Genomic DNA, 20,760 nt, shown 5'->3' with positions numbered 1-20,760 from the left:
CACACTGCTTTATCCTCCCATTCACTGTGCGGGGTAGGGCAGGCAGATACAGTAATACAGGCACAGTGGAAGAAAGGATGATAAAGAGATGAAAAGGTTTAACATATCCGTTAACGGCAGAGCTTACGATGTTGTAGTAGACGAGGTAGCCCTCGGTGCAGCACCCGCGCCCGCTCCCGTAGCAGCACCCGCCCCTGTTGCCGCCCCCGCAGCGGCGGCTCCTGTTGCGGCACCTGCTCCTGCAGCTGCACCCGTTGAAGCACCTGCAGCTCCCGCCGCAGCACCCGCGGCAGCAGGCTCCACCATAGTCAACGCTCCTATGCCCGGCACTATTCTCGGCGTAAAGGTAAAACCCGGCGATACCGTTAAAGAGGGTGATACCATCTGCATTCTGGAAGCCATGAAGATGGAAAATGAGATTATGTCTCCCATCAACGGCACTATTGCTACCATCGCTGTAACCAAGGGTCAGTCGGTAAATTCCAACGACCTGATTGCCACTATAGCATAATTCCTTTACGCTTTAATATTCACTTAATTCAGTATTCATGAAAGGGATGATTATAGATGGCAAAGGTTAAAATTACCGAAACCGTCCTGCGTGATGCGCATCAGTCGCTGATAGCTACACGTATGAAGCTTTCCGAGATGGAACCCATTCTCGAAGCGATGGATGAGGTTGGCTTTTATTCCGTAGAGGCATGGGGCGGCGCTACGTTCGACTCCTGCCTGCGCTTTTTAAATGAAGACCCGTGGGAGCGTCTGCGCGTAATCAAAAAGCGCATGCCCAAAACCAAGATTCAGATGCTGTTCCGCGGGCAGAATATGCTCGGTTACCGCCATTACGCCGATGACGTGGTGGATTACTTCGTAAAGAAGTCGGTGGATAACGGTATTGATATCCTGCGTATCTTCGATGCGCTCAACGATATCCGCAACCTCGAAACCTCCATCAATGCGGCAAAGAAGATGAACGCCCATGTTCAGGGCGCCATCTCCTATACCACCAGCGAAGTGCACACCGTAGATTACTTTGTAAACTACGCCAAGCAGTTGGAGAATGCCGGTGCAGACTCTATCTGCATCAAGGATATGGCGGCGCTCATTACCCCCTACGCGGCGGAGGAGCTGGTTTTAGCCTTAAAGAAGAATGTGAAGATTCCCATTCAGATGCACACCCACTACACCTCTGGCCTAGCTTCAATGGCGCTTATGAAGTCGATTGAGGCGGGGGCGGATGTGATTGATACCGCGATGTCGCCTCTTGCACTGGGCACCTCACATGCACCCACCGAGAGCATGGTAGCCGCCCTGCGGGGCACCCCGTATGACACCGGGCTGGATTTAAAGAAGCTTGATGTGGTACGCGCTCATTTTGCAAAGCTGCGCGAAAAATACCTTGCAAGCGGTCTGTTAGACCCGAAGATGCTCGGCGTAGATGCCAACACACTCATCTATCAGGTGCCGGGCGGTATGCTTTCCAACCTGAATTCACAGCTTAAGCAGGCCGGCAAGATTGACCTGTTTGAAGAAGTACTGGCTGAGGTTCCAAGGGTGCGCCGTGATTCCGGTATGCCTCCGCTGGTTACCCCCACCTCGCAGATTGTGGGTACCCAGGCGGTGTTTAATATTATCAATGGCGAGCGCTACAAGATGGTTACCAAGGAGTTCAAGGGCCTTGTACGCGGCGAATACGGCAGAACCCCGCTGCCAATCGACCCTGAGTTCCGCAAGAAGATTATCGGTGACGAGCCGGCCATCGACTGCCGCCCTGCCGACCTCTTAGAGCCCGAGCTTGATAAGCTGCGCGCCGAGGTTCCCGCTTCGCTGCTGGAGCAAGAGGAGGACGTGCTCAGCTACGCACAGTTTGGTCCGGTTGCCATTAAGTTCTTCGAGCAGCGCCGCGCCGAGAAATACGGCGTAGATGCCGCCCATGCCGATGCCGCAAACAGCGTTCACCCGATGTAAGATTAGGCATCGCTTGCGCTGCAATTCAGCGTGCTTTTGACGTTATGATTACCAAGTAGTATATGCAATACGTCCCTCACCGTCTGACGAATTTTGTCGGGCGGTGAGGTTTTATGTGGAATTAGTAGACAATTATGGCATAAGATGTGGAGATAGGACGCTCAAATTTGTTTATTTTGCACCGCCTCAGTTGACAATTACCCGATGGAGATAGTAAAATATAGGTTAGTGAAGCTGATGCTTATTGGCATTGGTAAGATTACAGTTCATAAGTTCCAAATTCATACTTAGAATAATATAAAGCTGTTTTTGGGGTATAATTCCTCCAAGGCACCATAAGTGGGTTTTACAAACCAGCGGGTGCGTGCGTTGACACAGATGTTAAACAAAAGGAATGATTGTTTTGATAAGAAGCATGACCGGTTACGGCCGCGCCCAGCAGCAGATTGATGGCAGAGACATTCAGGTAGAGATTAAAGCGGTGAACCATCGCTTTTTTGAGTTCTCGGCCAGAACCCCGCGCGCTTATGGATTCTTGGAAGAAAAGATGAAGTCCTTTGTTCAGGAGCGGGTGAGCCGCGGTAAGGTTGAGGCTTCGGTAACCGTTATAACGCTGGAGGGCAGCGATGCCAAGGTAGAGGTAAATGCCGAGCTGGCTGCCTCCTATGTAAAAGCGCTGCGTGAAATCGGCATAAAGCTTGATGTTAAGGATGATCTTTCGCTTACCTCGTTAATTCAGTTTCCCGACATCTTCGCCGTGCATAAGGAACTGCCCGAGGAGGAGGTTATCTGGAACAGCGTAAAGACAGTAGCCGAACAGGCGATAGACGCATTTGTAAAGATGCGCGAAATCGAGGGCGTAAAGCTGAAGGAGGATATCCTATCACGCCTTTCCTTCATCGAGCAGGCCGTTAAAACGGTGGAGGAACGCTCGCCCCAAACCATCAAGGAATACCGCGAGCGCCTTTATGCCAAGATGAAAGAGGTGCTGGAGGATAAAAACATCGACGAATCCCGCCTGATTACCGAGGCTGCCATCTTCGCTGACCGTGTTGCGGTAGACGAGGAGACCGTTCGCCTGAAAAGTCATATCGCGCAGTTCAGTAGCCTGCTTGGTGAAGGCGGGCAGGCTGGGCGTAAGCTCGATTTTCTGGTTCAGGAGCTCAACCGCGAGGCCAACACCATCGGCTCCAAGGCTCAGGATGTAGAGATTGCTAAAACCGTGGTTGCTATCAAGGCCGAGATTGAAAAGATCCGTGAGCAGATTCAGAATATAGAATAACAATTGTCCATCACCCTATATATTTATATAGCTGTGCAACGTTGATTAAGTAGGTAGCGTGAAAAGTTTTTACGCACGCACAAAGGCGCTTGTCAGCCAGAAGGCATGGCCGACATCCGCTGCACGAACCACGCCCTGTTCTTTCCTATTTGTGTCGCCGATTATAGCGGCGGAATGGAGTTTAATATGAAGCTTATTAACATCGGTTTCGGAAACATGGTTTCAGCAAACCGTCTGGTGGCCATCGTCAGCCCCGAGTCTGCCCCCATCAAGCGTATTATACAGGATGCGCGTGATAAGGCAACGCTTATTGACGCAACCTACGGGCGCAGAACCCGCGCGGTAATCATCACCGATAGCGACCACGTCATCCTTTCGGCTGTTCAACCCGAAACCGTAGCCAACCGCCTTACAAACCGTGACGACGAAGAGGAGGAGCTGGAAGAGGATGAGTAACAAAGGAATTTTAATTGTCGTTTCAGGGCCGTCAGGAAGCGGAAAGGGAACCCTGCTGCAGGGACTGATGCAGGGTAACGAACGCATAAAATATTCGGTGTCTGCCACCACGCGCTCGCCGCGGGAGGGCGAGGTAAACGGCAAGAACTATTTCTTTGTAACCCGTGAGGAGTTTCAGCAGCAGATACAGTCAGGCGGAATGCTGGAGTTTGCCACCTACTGCGGAAACTACTACGGAACCCCTCGCCGTTATGTGTACGATAATCTGGAGGCAGGCTATGATGTGATACTGGAGATTGATGTTGCGGGTGCCACCAAGCTCATGGAGCAGGGAGAACCCGCTGTTTATATCTTCATCATGCCCCCCTCGATGCAGGAGCTAAAAAAACGCCTTGTCGGCCGAAATACCGAGACCAACGAAGTAATCGAAAAGCGCCTGAATGCTGCGCGAGAAGAGATTGCTGCAGCCGGACGCTATAACTATATCGTCGTGAACGATGTAATAGACGATGCCATTGATAAACTAAAGGCGATTATTCTGTGTCAGAAATGTAAAACGGTAAATATGAAGTATATGATAAAAGAGGTGCTTACCGATGCTTAGACCAGCCATAGGTGAGATTATGAACAACAATGGAAGCTACTTTTCTCTTGTAATCGCGGTGGCAAAACGCGCAAGAGAGATTACCGACGACGTTGAAGCCATAAAGAAGGATATGATCGAGCGCAATAATGGCAAGCTGCCGCTTGATCTCGGCATCAATCGCAACTATCTGCAGGCAAAGCCCGTAAAGCTTGCGGTGGAGGAGTTTGCGTCACAGAAGTTCCGTATTGTTGAAACACCGAATATAGGCGAGAAGATAGAGAAATAACACAGCTGAAGACGGATTTTAGCTTTAATTTCTGATACAACCCAACCTGCCGTTTATCAGCGGGTTGGGTTTTTGATGATTGCGACAACGAAATTTTGGGGCAGCCATATCCGTTCTTAATGGCTATTAGCCATAATCTCTGAGCAAAATTCGCCCCGAAAGGCAGGTGGTACAGTATGTCAAAACAATCGATTGCCTATGTTGCCGTAGACAAGGTTGCCTTGCATTTTGACAAGGAATACAGCTATATCGTACCGCCGGCGCTGCGAGAGGCGATTCATGTGGGAACCCGTGTGGCTGTGCCCTTTGGCGGCGGAAACCGCAAGAGGCAGGGGTTGGTGCTTTCTCTGGTTGAGAGTGAGCCGCAAGGGGAGCTCAAGCCTGTTGCCGAGCTCATAGACCAAACGCCCATTCTCAGCGGCGAGATGCTCTCGCTGGTAATGTACTTAAAGCAGCATACCCTGTGCACCTACTACGAGGCGGTACATTTGGTGCTGCCCGCGGGGCTGAATATGGCGTTTTCCGTTACCTACGCGATAAGCTCTGGCTGTGATATAAACAGTTTACAGCTTTCCGGCGAGAGGCTGGAGATTGTGAGCTGCCTGCTTAAGCAGAAAAAACCGATGAGTGAAAAGAAGCTGTTTGCTGCTGCGGGAATCAACGAGCGCTCCGCGGCGTTGAAAGGGTTGGTTGCGGAAGGGGTTATCATAAAACAGCAGGAGGCGGCGCGCAGAACAAAGGATGAGCGGGTGTTGATGGTTCGCCTAAGCCCAGCCGCAGAGGGCGAGTTTGGCCGCCTGAGCGAGAAGCAGAGCCGCGTGGTGGAGCTGCTGGAGCAGTTTGGCAGTGCCTCGGTAAAAGAGGTGTTTTACTATACCGAGGCCGCGAAGAGCACACTTGATGTTATGTGCAAGCGCGGCATAACAGAATATTTCGAGCGGGAGGTTTTACGCACCCCCTACGCGGCTCAGGCCGCGGAAAACGCCCCGCCACCTGACTTAAGTGAGGCTCAGCAGGCGGTGTATGAGGGGCTTAGGCAGCTCTGCACAGGTGATCACCCCGAGGCAGCGCTGCTGTTTGGTATTACAGGCAGTGGTAAAACCCATATCTTCTTAAAACTGATTGCCGACGAGCTTGAAAAGGGCAGACAAGCCATCATGCTTGTGCCGGAGATTGCGCTTACCCCCCAGATGCTGCAGCGGTTTCATGCGGTGTTTGGAAGTAAGGTGGCGGTATTGCACAGTGGTCTCTCACTGGGTGAGCGGCTGGACGAATATAAGCGCATCCGCTCAGGCGAGGCCTGTATTGCAGTAGGTACGCGTTCAGCGGTATTTGCCCCATTTGAAAACCTCGGCCTGATTATCATTGATGAAGAGCAGGAGCATACCTATAAATCTGAAAGCGCGCCGCGTTACCACGCGCGAGAGGTGGCAAAGTTTCGGTGTGCACAGCACCGCGCTTTGCTGCTCATGGCCTCGGCCACGCCGAGCATTGAAACCTTTTACCATGCCAAAACCGGGCGGTACAAGCTGTTTGAGCTTACCGAGCGTTTCGGTGAGGCGGTACTGCCACAGGTTGTAGTGGTGAATATGGGCGATGAGGCGGCCGCAGGCAACACTGGGGCTATCAGCTCACCGCTTGCGCAGGAGATTGAACAGAATCTTATAAAAGGCGAGCAGACCATCCTGTTTATCAACCGCCGCGGTTATCATACCTTGGTAACCTGTGCCGAGTGCGGCGAGGTGCTCACCTGCCCGAACTGCTCCATTGCGCTAACCTATCACCGCGCTAACGACCGTATGATGTGCCACTATTGCGGCTATGTGCATACGCCAGAACATAAGTGCTCCCATTGCGGCAGTGAACACATCAAGCAGCTGGGGCTTGGCACCCAGAAGGTAGAGGATCAGCTGGCCGAGCTGTTCCCCGAGGCACGCGTGTTGCGCATGGACGCCGATACCACCCTTGCGAAATATTCTTATGATGAGTATCTGAGCCGTTTTGCACGCGGTGAATATGATATATTGGTAGGTACTCAGATGGTCGCCAAGGGGCTGGATTTCGAGAATGTCAGCCTTGTAGGGGTGCTTTCCGCCGACCGCTTTCTTTACACCACCGATTTCAGAGGGCTGGAGCGTTCGTTCTCGCTGCTTACACAGGTGGTGGGGCGTAGCGGAAGGGGCACAAAGCGCGGGCGCGCCTACATACAAACCTATACCCCCGAGCATGAGATTATTGAACTTTCCGCCCGGCAGGATTACCGAGAGTTCTACGAAGGGGAGCTGCTCTGCCGCAAAAATCTGCTCTACCCGCCGTTTTGCAGTTTTTGTGTTATCGGCTTTTCGGGCGAAAACGAGGGGCAGACGCTGCTTGCCGCAAATGAGCTGCTAAAGCTGCTGCAAGGTCTTGTTAAAAACGAGTATGAGGATGTACCGCTCAAGGTTTTTGGGCCGTGTCCCTCCTCGGTACTTAAGGTGGCAAATAAATACCGCTACCGCCTGATAATTAAGTGCAGAGATGACCGCCGCACGCGTATGTTGTTACAGCAGCTGCTGTGTGAATATGGCAGGCTGCCATACGCAAAAACGGTAAGCGCGTTTATCGATTTAAACTACGACGGGCCGGTTTAAGGCCGCAGCCAAAGGTACAGATTCGGCTCTGCGGGCTTGTTATTTTTGCTGAAATGTGTATATAATACTAATCGCCGATAGAATGTATTCATACGATGCGCCGGCATCGTCATAAAATCCGCATCAAAACCCATATATTAAAGGTTTTGATTTGTTTTTTATATACTTCTTAAGCAGATATAAGTATAATGAGTAAAAAGGCTGTTTATCAGCATACTACAAATCAATATGCATTGCTTGTGAAAGGATGAATAGGTCTATGGCTACACGCAAGATAGTATTATACGGCGACGAGGTGCTGCGCAAACGGTGTAAAGAGGTTACCTGTTTTGACGCAAAGCTTGCCACCTTAATAGACGACATGGTTCAGACACTGCACAAGGCCGACGGCGTGGGCTTAGCAGCCTCGCAGGTGGGGGTGCTCAAGCGCGTAGTGGTAATTGATGTTGGCGACGGCAGACTCTACGAGCTGGTTAACCCTGTAATCGTAAGCAGCTCTGGCCAGCAGGTAGGTCCAGAGGGCTGCCTTTCCTACCCTGGTGAGTACGGCATGGTTGAGCGCCCAAATGAGGTGACGGTGGAGTATTTCGACCGTCATGGCAAGAAACAGCGTGCTTCGGGCACCGAGCTTCTGGCACGCGCCATCTGCCATGAGCTTGACCACCTTGACGGCAAGCTTTTCATGGATATTGCCACCCGTATGCTTAAGAACGACGAAGAGTAATTAATATCTTCCCCAGATAGTACAGGAGAGCCTACATGAACATTATTTTTATGGGTACCCCCGAATTTGCGGTACCCTGTCTGGATATTTTGGTAAAGGACGGACATGCCGTTACCTCGGTGTATACCCAGCCCGACAAGCCGGTGGGCCGCAGGCAGGTGCTTACCCCTCCGGCGGTAAAGGTGCTGGCACAGAGCTTGGGGATACCGGTTTATCAGCCCAACACGCTCAAGGGGGAAGAAACCGCCGCGATTATTGCGGCACAAAACCCCGATGTCATTGTGGTAACCGCCTACGGCAAGCTTTTGCCGAGATCGGTGCTGGAGATTCCCAAGCACGGCTGTATAAACGTGCATGCCTCGCTGCTGCCCAAATACCGCGGCGCGGGACCTATCCAGTGGAGCGTTATCAACGGTGAGCAAGAGACGGGTGTTACCACCATGTACATGGCGCAGGGGCTGGACACCGGCGATATGATACTCAAATGCGCTACTGCCATTGGCCCAGAGGAAACTGCCGGTGAGCTGCATGACCGGTTAAGCATTCTCGGCGCTCAGCTGCTCTCCCAAACACTGCGGCTGGTTGCTGAAGGAAAGGCTCCGCGAGAGGTACAAAACGATACCGAGAGCTGTTATGCGCCCATGCTCAGCAAGGAGATGGCTCTTATTGATTTTTCTAAGCCCGCGTGGGAGGTTCACAACCTTATTCGGGGGTTATCGCCATGGCCGGTGGCTTACACCCTGCTGGATGGCAAAGCCTTAAAGGTTCACCGGGCACGCATAAGCGACCGAAGGGGTGAATGCGGCGTGTTGCTGGAAGATGGCGCGCTCGTTATCGGGTGTGGTGGTAATACGGCGATAGAGCTGCTGGAGGTTCAGTATGAAGGCGGCAAGCGCATGACTGCCGAGCTGTTCCTGCGCGGCCACCGTCTGCAGAAGGGCTTAAAGTTCTAGAATTATAGGCAATCCGTATATCTGCCCTAAAAAATAAATTGCAATAGGTACTAAGATGACAACAAATCCACAGGAAAACACTAATAAAGATGTCCGCCGCATGGTGCTCAAGGCTCTGACAAAGGTAGAGACGGGCGGCTATTCCAATCTGGTATTAGGCGATGCTCTTGGCGGCGAGCAGTTTAATAAGCGCGACGGCGCTTTTGCCGCCGCGCTGTTTTATGGTGTCATCGAACGACGCCTTACCTTAGACCACATCATCAAGGGCCGCAGCCGCCTGCCGCTGGAAAAGCTTGATAAGTCAGTACTCGGCATTCTTCGGATGGGGCTGTATCAGCTCTTGTACATGGGCTCGGTGCCGGATAGCGCCGCGGTAAACGAAAGCGTGCTGCTGTGCAAGGCAACCGGTAAAACCAGTGCCTCCGGCTTTGTAAATGCGGTGCTGCGCGGCTTTATCCGCGACGGCAAGCCCCTTAACCTGCCGGATAATAACAATCTCCCCTTACGTCTGAGCGTAGAATACTCCTGCCCTCTGCCGCTGGTAAGGCTGTTTCTAAAACGGTTCGGGCAGGAAGCGGCAAAGGGCCTGTTAGAAAAATCGGTAGGAACACCGCCGCTTTATGCGAGAGTGAATACCGCGAGAATCTCCTGTGAAGCACTGGTAGCCCGTCTTGCGGAAGAGGGTGTACAGGCTGTACCGCATGAAGTGATCCCCGATTGTATCTCGTTATATCATACAGGTAACCTTGAAAAGCTTCGCGCCTTTGAAGAGGGGCTGTTTCATATTCAAGACGGCTCGTCGCAGCTGTGTGCGTTTGCCTTAAACGCGCTTAAGGGCATGACGATGCTCGACCTGTGTGCCGCACCCGGCGGTAAAAGCTTTACCGTTGCCGAGCAGCTGCAGGGGAGTGGCTCGGTGCTTTCATTTGATCAGTATGACTTCAAGGCTTCGCTCATCCAAAAGGGTGCAGAGCGCCTTGGACTTACGAATATCAAAGCGGCGGTAGGTGATGCCACTATATATAACCCGGAGCTTCCGTCGGCTGACCGTGTGCTGTGTGACGTGCCCTGTTCGGGGCTTGGCATCCTCCGCCGCAAGCCAGAGATCAAATATAAACCCCTTGATTCCTTTGGTTCGCTGCACGATATCCAGTTTGCTATCCTGCAAAACGGAGCGCGCTATCTAAAACCTGGAGGGGTATTAATCTATTCTACCTGTACCCTGCGGCGGGAGGAAAACGAGGATATCGCGCAGGAATTTTTATGTCACAATCCCACGTTTGCGCCCATGCCCCTGCCGGAACTGTTAAAGCCATGCATCAGCGTTCAGCCGAACATGGCGGTAATCCTTCCACAGCATTTTGATACCGATGGTTTCTTCATCGCAGCATTTACCAGAACACAGTGATCTGTATTTCATCATAGAAAATGACATTGACTGTTTTGTCTCTCCGCGGAAAATATCAAAGGAAGTGACCCTGGCCATTAACACCAAAACTGATATCCTGTCATTGACCCTGCCAGAGTTAAAAGAACATCTTACTGCATTCGGCGAGCCGGCCTACAAGGGCGCACAGGTGTATGAGTGGCTGCATCAAAGGCACGCGCAAGGCTTTGACGAGATGACCAACCTATCCAAGGCCCTGCGTGAAAAGCTTTCTGAGGGCTTTTATATCCCTGCGGTACGGGTAAAAAACAAGCTGGTTTCATCCTTGGACGGAACCATCAAGTACCTCTATGAAATGGATGACGGCGAAACGGTAGAGGCGGTGCTTATGCGCTACCATCACGGTAACAGCCTGTGCATCTCCACGCAGGTGGGCTGTAAGATGGGCTGTACTTTTTGTGCCTCCACCATCCTCGGCTTTGTACGCAACCTCACCCCGGCCGAGATGCTGGGCGAGATCTTCACCGCCGAACGCGATTCGGGCGAGAAGGTGCAGAGTCTTGTGCTTATGGGCATTGGTGAACCGCTGGATAACTACGATAACGTTGTGCGCTTTTTAGAGCTGCTCTCGTCCAAAGAGGGTACTAATATGAGCCTAAGGCATGTCTCCCTTTCCACCTGTGGCCTCGTGCCCCGAATTTACGATCTTGCAAAGCTTAAGCTGGGGCTTACCCTATCGGTTTCGCTGCACGCGCCAAACGACCAGATCCGCAGCAAAACCATGCCGGTAAACACCCGTTACAATATAGACGAGCTGCTTGCCGCCTGCCGCAGCTATGCGTCGGATACCTCACGCCGTATTTCGTTTGAATATGCGCTCATCGATGGTGTGAACGACTCCGCGGCCAACGCGAAGGAGCTCGCACAAAAGCTCAAGGGCATGCTCTGCCATGTGAACTTGATTCCGGTAAACCCCGTTAAGGAGCGCAGCTTTCAAAAAAGCTCGCGGGAGGCCACCGAAAATTTTGTGCATATTTTAGAGAATGCGGGTATCACAGCTACTGTTCGCCGAAGGCTTGGTGCGGATATCAATGCCGCCTGCGGCCAGCTGAGACGTGAAAATCTTCAAAAATAGCGCTTTCAATTTAACAATTTTTATAAAATAAAAAAAACTTGCCAATATTATTTTTAATTATTCGCAAGATATGGTATAATAGCCGCAAGCGGTTGTTATACCGGTTTATTTCCAATGCCCGGCCTACGGCCATGGGCAATTAACTAATAACATGTTATTCGCTAATAGGTGAATGCCATTGGGAACGGGCAAATATACCATTTCCGTTGTTAATTGAAATTAAAATTATATTTATACGACATCCAATGAAGGGCAGCCTTTTATCAGCACGGAACACGCTGTGGTTTTTGATGGTATGGCTTTCCCGCATTATCGAGAGAAGGTGTAGGTCTTGATTGCTATAGGCAAAACGGATATCGGAATGATCCGCAAACAAAATCAGGACAGCTATAAATACGGAACACTCGGCGACGGTTCGGTCTGGGCGGTGGTGTGTGACGGTATGGGCGGCGAAAACGGTGGAGAGGTCGCAAGCACACTTGCGGTCGATAGTATCAGCCAGAGCATAGCCCGCGGCTACCGCAGTGATATGACGGCAAATTCAGTACGAACTATGCTTCTCTCAGCAATCAGCGCGGCAAATATACGGGTTTACGATAAGGCAATGAGCAGCGAGCTGTTAAGCCGTATGGGCACCACTGTGGTGGCTGCCGTGGTTGCGGGCGGGGCTGCGCATATTGCTTACGCGGGCGACAGCCGCGTATACCTCATCTCGGGCAATATGGCTGAACAGGTTACCAAAGACCATACAATGGTTCAGGCACTGGTGGAACGTGGCGAGATTACCTCCGATCAGGCAAAAAACCACCCCCAAAAGCATGTCATCACGCGTGCTTTAGGGGTTGAACAGGGTATAGAGATAGATTATTGCGAGGTGCAGGCCAAGGAAGGCGATGTGCTCATGATCTGCACCGATGGCCTTACCAACTATGTGGAAGAGAGCGAAATGGCCGAGATTGTCAGGAGGGCTGGCCCGGACGGATGTCTGGAGGCACTCATCAATATGGCCAATGAGCGGGGCGGTACCGATAATATCACGATCGTAGCGATATTCAGCTAATGCCGCTCATGGCGCAGCGAGAATGATCAGGAGTGAACGAGATGGACAGATACATTGGAAAGCGGCTTGACGGCCGATATGAAATCCTTGAGCTTATCGGCGTTGGCGGCATGGCCAATGTCTACCGTGCTAACGACATTGTTGAGCATAAGGAATATGCCGTTAAGATTTTGCGAGACGAGTTCCTTGAAAATGAGGAGTTTGTTCGTCGCTTTAAGAACGAATCCAAGGCGATTGCCGTTCTTTCTCACCCTAACATCGTAAAGGTATACGACGTCAGTTTTACCGATAGAATCCAGTTTATTGTAATGGAGTATGTCGACGGCATTACGCTAAAGGAATATATCGACCAGCAGCATACCCTGAAATGGAAGGAATGTGTGCATTTTACTATTCAGGTGCTTCGCGCACTGCAGCATGCGCATGATAGAGGCATTGTTCATCGGGATATCAAGCCCCAGAATATTATGCTGCTGCCTGATGGCTCCATTAAGGTGATGGATTTTGGCATTGCCCGCTTTGCAAGAAGTGAAACCCGCACCATGACGGATAAGGCACTTGGTTCGGTACACTACATCAGCCCCGAGCAGGCTCGAGGCGATGTAACTGACGCCAAAACCGACATCTATTCGGTTGGCGTGATGATGTTTGAAATGCTTACGGGGCAGCTGCCGTTTGAGGCAGACAGCCCTGTTTCTGTTGCCATTAAGCAGATTTCCGCACAGGCCAAGCGCCCGCGTGAGTTGAATGTGGATATCCCAGAGGGCTTGGAGGAAATTGTAGTACGCGCCATGCAGAAGGATGCCAGCAAGCGCTACCATTCCGCTGCCGAGATGCTAAAGGATATCGACGAGTTTAAAAAGAACCCCAGTATACAGTTTTCATATAAATACTTTACCAACGAAAGCCCCACAATCTATTACGACACCAAAAAAGTAAATACCGGTGTGGCGGCACGGGGCGCAGACGAACATGCTGCCCCTGCCCGGAAGCCCGATAGAAAGGGCCGACGCGCGGCCGTGGCAGTAGCCGGCGAAGAGGAAGAAGATTTTAAATCTCCACTTATGCCGATTATGACAGGTGTAGCGTTTGCATTTGTGATTACGGCCGTGGTTTTTATTGTGTACATCTTTATTCTAAACAACCCTTTCGCCAAGGTAGAGGATATTCCTATGCCAAAGCTGGTTGGGCTTACCTTCAGTGATGTTACCAATAATGCCGAGTATCAGTCCCACGGTTTTCAATACAAGGTTACTTATGATTATTCAAGCGAATACGCCGAGGGTATTATCTACGAGCAGGTACCTACCGAGGGCCGCGGCGTGAAGCCTAACACGATTGTCAATCTCAAGGTGAGCAAGGGCATCAAGAAGCTCAAGGTTCCCGACATATATAATCAGGAAGCCCTAGCGGCACGGGCCAGACTGAACAGCGAGGGTATTACCAAGATTAAAGAGGAGCAGATCTTCAGCGATACCTACGCCGAGGGCCGTATCGTAAAAACCGATCCGCCGAAGGATACCGAAATCAGTGCGGATACCGAAGTAACGCTGTATATCAGTAAGGGCTCCGAAACGGCACCTGCAACCGTTCCGCCGCTGGTGGGTATGAATATCAACGACGCCAAGCGCCTGCTGGAGGCCGCCGGCTTAAAGGTGGGCGACATTACCCCGATTGAAAGCTCACTTGCCGCAGGTACGATTATTGCGCAGGACCCGTTGGGTGATACCGAGAGCACCAAGGGCAGCACCGTAAACTTCCAGATAGCCGCAGGCTCCGGTGTTACGATAGACAGCTATAATATTACGGTGCCGCTGCCAACTAAGATTAATAAAATGGTTACTATGAGAGCATACGTTGATGACGGTACCGTCCCCAAGCACGAGGAGCGTGTAAATCCTTCCGAAACTCCGCAGTGGAAGCCGACCTTCAGTGGTTCGGGTACCATTTTAATTAAAATCACTCTTGATGATAAGCCCTATCAAGAGATACAGCTCGATTTCACCCGCGGCACACAGCGTGTTGTTACCGATAATTCCAAGAACTTTTAACGCATAAGATAGGACTTGGTTTTCTCAGATGAATGAACAGGCACTGACAGGTTTAATCTTAAAGGGTATCGGCGGCTTCTACTATGTAGAGACCGCCGGTATGGTTTATGAGTGCAAGGCGCGTGGGGTACTGCGCAAGGAGGAAATCCGCCCCGTGGCGGGTGACCGCGTGCGTATCATCACCGAGGCCGGTACACAAAAAGGCGTAATTGAAGAGGTATTGCCGCGAAAAAGCTATCTTGTGCGCCCACCCGTAGCCAATGCCGACACCATTTTTTTGATTGTATCCACCACCGAGCCGGTGCCGAACACCTTGATACTGGATAAGCTGATAGCAATCGCAGAATACAAGGGTATCGCTCAGGTGATTGTCATTACTAAAATCGATCTGCAGCAGTTTGCCGACCTTTACGACATCTACCTCAAGGCAGGCTTTGAGGTACTGATTGCCGATTACGATAACCCCGCAAGCATCGAAGCTATTCGGGCCCGTTGTAAGAACGGGCTGAATATCTTTAGCGGAAACTCCGGCGTAGGGAAGTCCACCCTGCTCAACGCCATTGACCCCGCGCTTGCCCTCAAAACAGGGGATATCAGCCAAAAGCTGGGTAGGGGCCGGCATACCACCCGCAGTGTGGAGCTTTACCAACTGCCGGAAGGCGGGTATATCGCTGATTCACCGGGTTTTTCGTCGCTGGAAACTGTACAGCTGGATATTATCTTTAAAGACCGCCTGCAATATTGTTTTAGGGAATTTGCAGACTATATAGATAAGTGTAAATTTAAAGACTGCTCCCACACCTCCGAACGCGGCTGTGCAGTGCTGCGGGCTGTGGAGGAGGGTATAATCCCCAAAAGTCGCCACGAGAGCTACAAGGCGATGTATGAAGAAGCTAGGCAAATCAAGGAATGGGCACAGGAAGCAAGGCGCTGACGGGGGTTGTGTGTTCAGCAAAAAGGGTAACGTTTATGCAAAAGTGTATTGTCGTTTCAGCGTCACGGCTGGAAGAAGATCTAAACAAGCAGGACTATATTAACGGCGATGAATATATTATCTGTGCCGACGGTGGCTATGATAACGCCCTGCGGCTTGGGCTGCAGCCGAACCTTCTGGTAGGGGATATGGACAGTATTGCTGCCTTGCCAAGCGGCGTAGAAATTATCCCGGTGCCTGCTGAAAAGGACGACACCGATACCATGCTGGCTGTAAAGCTGGCGATTGAACGCGGATTTGATGCTATCACTATTCTTGGCGGTGTCGGCGGCAGGCTGGATCACTTGTTTGCCAACATACAAACGTTGCTTTATTGTGCCGAGCACGGGGTAGAAGCCGTGCTTGCAGGGGTAAAGAATTCTGCATTTATCATCGTCAATACAACGAAAACAATGCAGGCCCAAAAGGATTACTTCGTATCGGTGTTCTCACTTTCGCCTTTCTCCGACGGTGTCACGCTTAAAGGGCTTCGTTATCCCTTGGTGGATGCACATGTTGTGAACAGCTTTCCTATTGGGGTTAGCAATGAGTTCCGAGAGGATACCGCCCAGATTACCGTGAAAAGTGGAACGCTTTTGGTGATTCTTTCATCCAAGAAACAATAAGTGAACTTCCCGGTAATTTCTCTGGCTTTGCTCAACAGGTTAGCAGGTAAGTTACCGCTTTACCCCAATTTCTTTGTGAGGTGATCAATATGGCGTTTACTGCTCGGGAGTACGCCCTGCTATATGCCTCATTTGCGAAGCAGATTCTGCTCTCCAAACAGCCCAATTCCTTCGATATATTAAAGAGCTGTACCCGCCGCTATGGCTTCGAACGTGGTATGCGTATGGCAAGGCGCGCGCAGCTGGCAGGTGACGGCAACGATTTTATTGCTTTTCTGGCCTATACCGACTGGCGCCCCGCAGCCTATTCCGGCTTCGAGGCGCAGGTTGTTCCGGTATTTCCGGTATATACAGTTGAGATATCCTCCTGCGAGTGGTATGACACATGGAAGGATTTCGGGCTTGAGGATTACTGCCGTGTCTACTGTCAGGTATTCGAAGCTTCGCTGGTGCAGGGATTTAATCTGGACTTGGATTTAAAGCTCCCCCGAACCATCGGCACCGGCAGCCATAGCTGCGTATTTGTATATAACGGGCTGTCGTTTAACATTAAAAGTCTGCGCAGGCTTTCTGCATTACAGGATAAACTGGGCGGCAGTTGTGTATATTCGTGGGAGTATCTTTCAGCCCATATGTATAATACCATGGGGCAGGAGCTTATCCGTATTATGGGAAACAATGAGGGCAGTGAGCTTGTAAAATCAGTTTTGCAGCATTTTGGCAGTTGTTGCTCACCCGATGAGGTGCGAACCCTACTCAGTTACGAAGGCACTGATTTTTTAAATGTTGAGCGCAGTACTGCTTCATATAAAGGGTAAAGTAATAACAATAATGCACCTTGTTTCAGCATCTGAATGGCTTTTATAGTAGTACCTTGATTTATAATCTTTATAACCAGACTCTGCCATAGTAATCGGCAACAACACAACTGCTTAAATCAGAATCTGTGGTTCTTCTTCACCGCAGAACTTTTTCTGCTCGGCCACAACCGCAACCTGTACGCTGAGCAGGTTTAAAAAGTTGGATAGGTTGGTTGCCTCTTCGGCGCTCAGGTCTTCTGTCAGTAGGATAGAGAGGGCAGTAGCAACGGTTAAAACCTCCTGTGGAGAGGGACAGCATTTTCTTCTCTTTGCGCTATCCTTCATGCGCAAGCCCTCCCGCTACGTGATTTGTATAGAATATTTTATGTTAGTAAGCAAAGAAATGATAACATGCTGATTTCTATGCTTAATATGGCTAAATTCTTATACTTTTTCATTTTGAAGATTGCACTATTAAACAACCGGCATTTCCGAAAGCTTTAAGTTTTGTGGAAAGAGTAAAATCAGGAGGCACTTGTGCCTTCTTTTTCTGTTTTCTGTGTTACAATTTTGTTGCTTCATAACTAAAAACCGATCATGTTTGTGTCGCAGCTAACATTGCATCAGGTTTTCTTTTATGAAGTACTTTTTGTTTTTTAGGGCCATTTCAGTTTGCAGCTGGCCGCGACAACTTCGCACAGGTATTTATCCGATTACAATAAAAATAATTATATGGGTTTGCAGTAAAATGCATAAAATCATACACCATATTTTTGGCAAAGATTATTTGATTTTGGTAGAATATTAATGTATAATAAAATTGCTCTTATAGGACAAACTACTTATTTTTAAACTTTCGGTAAATAGGCGAAAACAGGTTGAGACCCCATTGATAAGAAAGCAACCTGTTATGTAAAAACTGTTATAGTCGGCCCTTATTCAATCTTTGCGGATAGGGGCGGTTTAATAATTATGATTGCCGGAGCAAAGCGGCGGAATGGAGTATATCATGCGCAGTACTTATAAGCTTTTATGCCTGACAGTATGTGTGGCATTACTCGTTTCTCTCAGTACCTTTACACTCACTGGCTGCAGAGACAATAATATTCCCGCTTCGGTACCAAGCGTACCGCAAAGCTCGTCGCTGCCGCCTGTCTCGTCGAGTTCTGCGGCCCCTGTATCAGAAAGCTCCAATACCACTGCTTCGGAGGTTTCGTCCTCCTCTAAGCCTGCTTCCTCATCAAAGCCGGCTCCGTCCACAAGCACCTCTGCCGGCGGCACAAACGGTTCGGGTTCTACTGTATACAGCGGCAGAACCTACTCCAAAGCCGTAACGGATTCAAAAAAGGAGACGCTGAAATCGGTAAAGATTACGGCCGACGGCGTTTACCTTAGCAATAAGACTATTACCGGCGATCTGATTATTGATAAAGGTGTTGCCAATGGAAAGGTGACGCTTGAGAATGTATCGGTAGGTAAAACCATCTATGTTTACGGCGGCGGCGAAAACTCAATCTACCTGAAAAGCGTAAAAGCTGCAAAGTTGATTTCGGCCAGTACCGTTTCGCGCCCTCGCATTGTGGCACAGTATAACACCAGCATCGGTAAAACCGAGGTGCGCTACGATACCCTGCTGGAATGCGACGGTCTGTCCTATGACGCGAAGGGCTTTAGTCAAATTGAAACAGTAAAGACCTCACAGTTTTTAACGGTGCTTAAGCTGCTTAACATCGGTGTTTACTCGCTGATTATTAATGATGATACCAACCTGTTTTTAAAGGGTACTACAAGCATAAGTTACCTTACGGCAAACTCTCCCGCATATATAGAGGGTGCGGGCGCTATCGGCACCTTGGAGTGCAACAGCAAGAATATCACGGTGGACTACTCGCCAAGCTACATCACTAGTAAGTCTGGTGTTGGATATTACCCCCCAACCATCATAAACAGTAGTAGCAGCTCGTCCTTCTCCAGCAGCAGTACCGGTACGCTGGGTACACCATATTTGAGCGGTTCGCTCACCAATGTTTACTGGACGCAAGTTCCGGGCGCCGAGCTGGGGTATGAAGTACGCATCAACCTGCAAGGCTCCACTGCCTACACCACGCTTTACTTTAGCCCCTCCGAGTCACGTACTTTAGACTTGCAAAGTTTTCTTACCACCCAAGGTGCTCCTGCCGGCTACTACGAGGTTCGAGTAAAGGTATGCGCCACCGCCTCAAAGAGTGAATCTTCCTATAGCAATATGCTGACGCTTTATTTCTCCGGCAGTACGACAACTCCAACTGTTTCGGGATTGACATTCAGCAGCGGTGACCGAACAAAGTACATCCTTTCGTGGACTTCTACAAACGCGAGCAGTTATAACGTTATCGTTAAGAACAGCAGTAACGTGGTGAAGCTCAATAAGGAGATTACCAATTCCGCAACCCAAATGACTGATCTCCGTGCCGATATGGGTACAGCCAATTTTGTTGCCGGTGACTATACGGTAACAGTTACTGCTAAAACCCCGTTTAAGCAGGTTTCAGCTTCCGGCACCTTTACGGTAACTGTTGCTCAAACACCGAGCGGATTCAGCTATGACGCCGATACCAAAACCCTAACTTGGGCTGGCTCTGCCACAGCAACATACTATAAGTCCGGTAAAACCGGGGTTTCTGAAACAACGGTTGGCAACCAATATGTTTTGGATGACACGACCTATCCCATGGGGGCGACCTATACCGTATCGGTTAAACAAATCGGTTCTGTCGGAAATGAACTGGATTCCGCGGTTGCGACTTACTCGGTAACCAAAACTGCAACGCCTGCTGCCACAGCCCCCTCTAATGTAACACTTACGCGGAGCAATAATAACAAATTAATTCTAAGTTGGTCAACCGTTACAGGTGCAACAGATTACGTTGTTTCATTGAGCAATAATGGGGCTATAGTCGAAACCAATGTTGCTGTATCAAGTACATCCTATGGGTTTGGCACTTATACAATTCCATCGTTGTCTGCCGGAGAAAGTACCACATACACTGCCACCGTGAAAACCCGTGCAACTGGTCTTTCCGACAGTACTCCTTCGTCCAGCAACAACTTGACGGTTACCTTTGATGATTTGAAGTTTGATGCGGGGTTGGGGACTGAAACAAGCCCCTATGAGGTAAAAACCGCAGCTCAATTTAGTAACATTGGTACTGTACCAGCCGGTAAATTTTTCAAACAGACTGGCAGTTTTACCGTTTCCAATCCGATTAGTAATTTCCAAGGCAACTACGATGGCAACGGAACGAGCTATTCTATTACAGTAACTATTGGGCAATCAGGAACAGATGATATCGGTTTGTTTAAATTAGTTTCTTCGGGTGCAACCATAACAAACATCAAAATTGACAATAACTCTTATGTAATCGGCGCCAGCAATGTCGGCATGGTTGCCGGCAGAAATGCGGGGACAATTAGCAGCTGCTCACTTGTTCCCGGCGCCTCCTGCAGTGTAACAGGAACAAGCAATGTCGGTGGTATATGCGGATATAACACAGGCATTGTAAACGCTGATACCTGCAGTTATTCCGGTAAGTTGTATCAGTCTTCTGCTCCCGATACCCCTCTTGTTTCCTTGCCTGAAAGCTTCGGCTTGATTATCGGCACTAATGCAGCTGCGGGCGGAGACGGCGGCATTGCCTCACCCGAGGGGATTGCCACACCGGACGCGATGGCAATAAGATTATTGCCCTGGCTATCGGTCCTTTCTAAAATAATCTAAGTAATGGGCCTCCGGTAAAAACGGGGGCTCATTTATTTTGGTGGTTTTCCTTAGAATTCACACAAAAATCTTGCCAAAAACAGGAT

Annotated in this window: 18 protein-coding genes; 17 read left to right on the top strand and 1 reads right to left on the bottom strand. The window is 50.0% G+C overall.

The window, feature by feature from the left end:
* Positions 1 to 88 precede the first annotated feature (88 nt).
* From BLR50_RS02095 to BLR50_RS02020, 16 genes are all read left to right on the top strand, one after another.
* Positions 89 to 511, top strand: a complete 423-nt coding sequence (locus BLR50_RS02095) for a biotin/lipoyl-containing protein (protein ID WP_092638010.1) — start codon at positions 89 to 91, stop codon at positions 509 to 511.
* Positions 512 to 567: 56 nt separating this feature from the next.
* Positions 568 to 1,968: an oxaloacetate decarboxylase subunit alpha gene (locus tag BLR50_RS02090; protein WP_092638008.1), complete on the top strand. Its 1,401-nt coding sequence runs from the start codon at positions 568 to 570 to the stop codon at positions 1,966 to 1,968.
* Positions 1,969 to 2,371: 403 nt separating this feature from the next.
* Positions 2,372 to 3,250, top strand: a complete 879-nt coding sequence (locus BLR50_RS02085) for a YicC/YloC family endoribonuclease (RefSeq protein ID WP_092638095.1) — start codon at positions 2,372 to 2,374, stop codon at positions 3,248 to 3,250.
* Positions 3,251 to 3,436: 186 nt separating this feature from the next.
* The gene (gene remA, locus BLR50_RS02080; RefSeq protein ID WP_092638093.1) at positions 3,437 to 3,706 is read left to right on the top strand and encodes an extracellular matrix/biofilm regulator RemA; all 270 of its coding nucleotides are present in this window, start codon (positions 3,437 to 3,439) and stop codon (positions 3,704 to 3,706) included.
* The gene (gene gmk / locus BLR50_RS02075) at positions 3,699 to 4,310 is read left to right on the top strand and encodes a guanylate kinase (RefSeq protein WP_092638006.1); all 612 of its coding nucleotides are present in this window, start codon (positions 3,699 to 3,701) and stop codon (positions 4,308 to 4,310) included. The genes remA and gmk overlap by 8 nt, the downstream gene beginning before the upstream one ends.
* Positions 4,303 to 4,578: a DNA-directed RNA polymerase subunit omega gene (gene rpoZ / locus BLR50_RS02070; RefSeq protein WP_092638004.1), complete on the top strand. Its 276-nt coding sequence runs from the start codon at positions 4,303 to 4,305 to the stop codon at positions 4,576 to 4,578. Before gmk ends, rpoZ begins: the two co-directional genes overlap by 8 nt.
* Before the next feature lie 176 nt (positions 4,579 to 4,754).
* On the top strand, positions 4,755 to 7,208 hold the full coding sequence (gene priA / locus BLR50_RS02065; RefSeq protein ID WP_092638002.1) for a replication restart helicase PriA: 2,454 nt from the start codon (positions 4,755 to 4,757) through the stop codon (positions 7,206 to 7,208).
* A gap of 259 nt (positions 7,209 to 7,467) precedes the next feature.
* Entirely contained in the window at positions 7,468 to 7,932 is a 465-nt protein-coding gene (gene def / locus BLR50_RS02060) for a peptide deformylase (RefSeq protein ID WP_092637999.1), read from the top strand.
* Positions 7,933 to 7,967: 35 nt separating this feature from the next.
* Complete coding sequence (gene fmt / locus BLR50_RS02055; RefSeq protein WP_092637996.1) at positions 7,968 to 8,885, top strand: methionyl-tRNA formyltransferase; 918 nt, start codon at positions 7,968 to 7,970, stop codon at positions 8,883 to 8,885.
* Positions 8,886 to 8,940: 55 nt separating this feature from the next.
* Positions 8,941 to 10,293 (top strand): 16S rRNA (cytosine(967)-C(5))-methyltransferase RsmB, encoded by a 1,353-nt coding sequence (gene rsmB, locus BLR50_RS02050; RefSeq protein ID WP_092637994.1) that lies wholly within the window; start codon positions 8,941 to 8,943, stop codon positions 10,291 to 10,293.
* Between the two features lie 64 nt (positions 10,294 to 10,357).
* Positions 10,358 to 11,407 carry a dual-specificity RNA methyltransferase RlmN gene (rlmN, locus tag BLR50_RS02045; protein WP_479714954.1) on the top strand — a complete coding sequence of 350 codons (1,050 nt, stop codon included), beginning with the start codon at positions 10,358 to 10,360 and terminating at the stop codon, positions 11,405 to 11,407.
* A gap of 331 nt (positions 11,408 to 11,738) precedes the next feature.
* Positions 11,739 to 12,467, top strand: a complete 729-nt coding sequence (locus tag BLR50_RS02040; protein WP_092637990.1) for a Stp1/IreP family PP2C-type Ser/Thr phosphatase — start codon at positions 11,739 to 11,741, stop codon at positions 12,465 to 12,467.
* Positions 12,468 to 12,508: 41 nt separating this feature from the next.
* Complete coding sequence (gene pknB / locus BLR50_RS02035) at positions 12,509 to 14,518, top strand: Stk1 family PASTA domain-containing Ser/Thr kinase (protein WP_092637988.1); 2,010 nt, start codon at positions 12,509 to 12,511, stop codon at positions 14,516 to 14,518.
* 28 nt (positions 14,519 to 14,546) lie between these two features.
* A complete protein-coding gene (gene rsgA / locus BLR50_RS02030; RefSeq protein ID WP_205408650.1) occupies positions 14,547 to 15,452 on the top strand; it encodes a ribosome small subunit-dependent GTPase A in 906 nt (301 codons plus the stop codon).
* A 35-nt stretch (positions 15,453 to 15,487) separates the two neighbouring features.
* The gene (locus BLR50_RS02025) at positions 15,488 to 16,117 is read left to right on the top strand and encodes a thiamine diphosphokinase (protein WP_162840289.1); all 630 of its coding nucleotides are present in this window, start codon (positions 15,488 to 15,490) and stop codon (positions 16,115 to 16,117) included.
* A gap of 89 nt (positions 16,118 to 16,206) precedes the next feature.
* Positions 16,207 to 16,935 carry an L-2-amino-thiazoline-4-carboxylic acid hydrolase gene (locus BLR50_RS02020; protein WP_092637984.1) on the top strand — a complete coding sequence of 243 codons (729 nt, stop codon included), beginning with the start codon at positions 16,207 to 16,209 and terminating at the stop codon, positions 16,933 to 16,935.
* Between the two features lie 114 nt (positions 16,936 to 17,049).
* Here the strand turns inward: BLR50_RS02020 and BLR50_RS02015 are convergent, their stop codons facing one another.
* Entirely contained in the window at positions 17,050 to 17,262 is a 213-nt protein-coding gene (locus BLR50_RS02015; protein WP_092637982.1) for a hypothetical protein, read from the bottom strand.
* 631 nt (positions 17,263 to 17,893) lie between these two features.
* Between BLR50_RS02015 and BLR50_RS02010 the strand changes: the two genes are divergently transcribed.
* On the top strand, positions 17,894 to 20,674 hold the full coding sequence (locus BLR50_RS02010) for a phage tail protein (RefSeq protein ID WP_092637980.1): 2,781 nt from the start codon (positions 17,894 to 17,896) through the stop codon (positions 20,672 to 20,674).
* Positions 20,675 to 20,760: the final 86 nt, after the last annotated feature.

The sequence above is a fragment of the Acetanaerobacterium elongatum genome (assembly GCF_900103835.1).
In the GTDB taxonomy this organism is placed as follows: domain Bacteria; phylum Bacillota; class Clostridia; order Oscillospirales; family Ruminococcaceae; genus Acetanaerobacterium; species Acetanaerobacterium elongatum.
Note: the sequence above shows the minus strand (reverse complement) of the source record. Positions and strands in the feature narration are given on the sequence as shown.

Excerpts from the sequence above, each read along its gene's own strand:
- rsgA (WP_205408650.1), top strand. The coding sequence starts at position 14,547 with ATGAATGAACAGGCACTGACAGGTTTAATCTTAAAGGGTATCGGCGGC.
- pknB (WP_092637988.1), top strand. The coding sequence starts at position 12,509 with ATGGACAGATACATTGGAAAGCGGCTTGACGGCCGATATGAAATCCTT.
- fmt (WP_092637996.1), top strand. The coding sequence starts at position 7,968 with ATGAACATTATTTTTATGGGTACCCCCGAATTTGCGGTACCCTGTCTG.
- BLR50_RS02020 (WP_092637984.1), top strand. The coding sequence starts at position 16,207 with ATGGCGTTTACTGCTCGGGAGTACGCCCTGCTATATGCCTCATTTGCG.
- remA (WP_092638093.1), top strand. The coding sequence starts at position 3,437 with ATGAAGCTTATTAACATCGGTTTCGGAAACATGGTTTCAGCAAACCGT.
- BLR50_RS02025 (WP_162840289.1), top strand. The coding sequence starts at position 15,488 with ATGCAAAAGTGTATTGTCGTTTCAGCGTCACGGCTGGAAGAAGATCTA.
- gmk (WP_092638006.1), top strand. The coding sequence starts at position 3,699 with ATGAGTAACAAAGGAATTTTAATTGTCGTTTCAGGGCCGTCAGGAAGC.
- priA (WP_092638002.1), top strand. The coding sequence starts at position 4,755 with ATGTCAAAACAATCGATTGCCTATGTTGCCGTAGACAAGGTTGCCTTG.
- rsmB (WP_092637994.1), top strand. The coding sequence starts at position 8,941 with ATGACAACAAATCCACAGGAAAACACTAATAAAGATGTCCGCCGCATG.
- BLR50_RS02090 (WP_092638008.1), top strand. The coding sequence starts at position 568 with ATGGCAAAGGTTAAAATTACCGAAACCGTCCTGCGTGATGCGCATCAG.
- BLR50_RS02015 (WP_092637982.1), bottom strand. The coding sequence starts at position 17,262 with ATGAAGGATAGCGCAAAGAGAAGAAAATGCTGTCCCTCTCCACAGGAG.
- rpoZ (WP_092638004.1), top strand. The coding sequence starts at position 4,303 with ATGCTTAGACCAGCCATAGGTGAGATTATGAACAACAATGGAAGCTAC.
- BLR50_RS02095 (WP_092638010.1), top strand. The coding sequence starts at position 89 with ATGAAAAGGTTTAACATATCCGTTAACGGCAGAGCTTACGATGTTGTA.
- def (WP_092637999.1), top strand. The coding sequence starts at position 7,468 with ATGGCTACACGCAAGATAGTATTATACGGCGACGAGGTGCTGCGCAAA.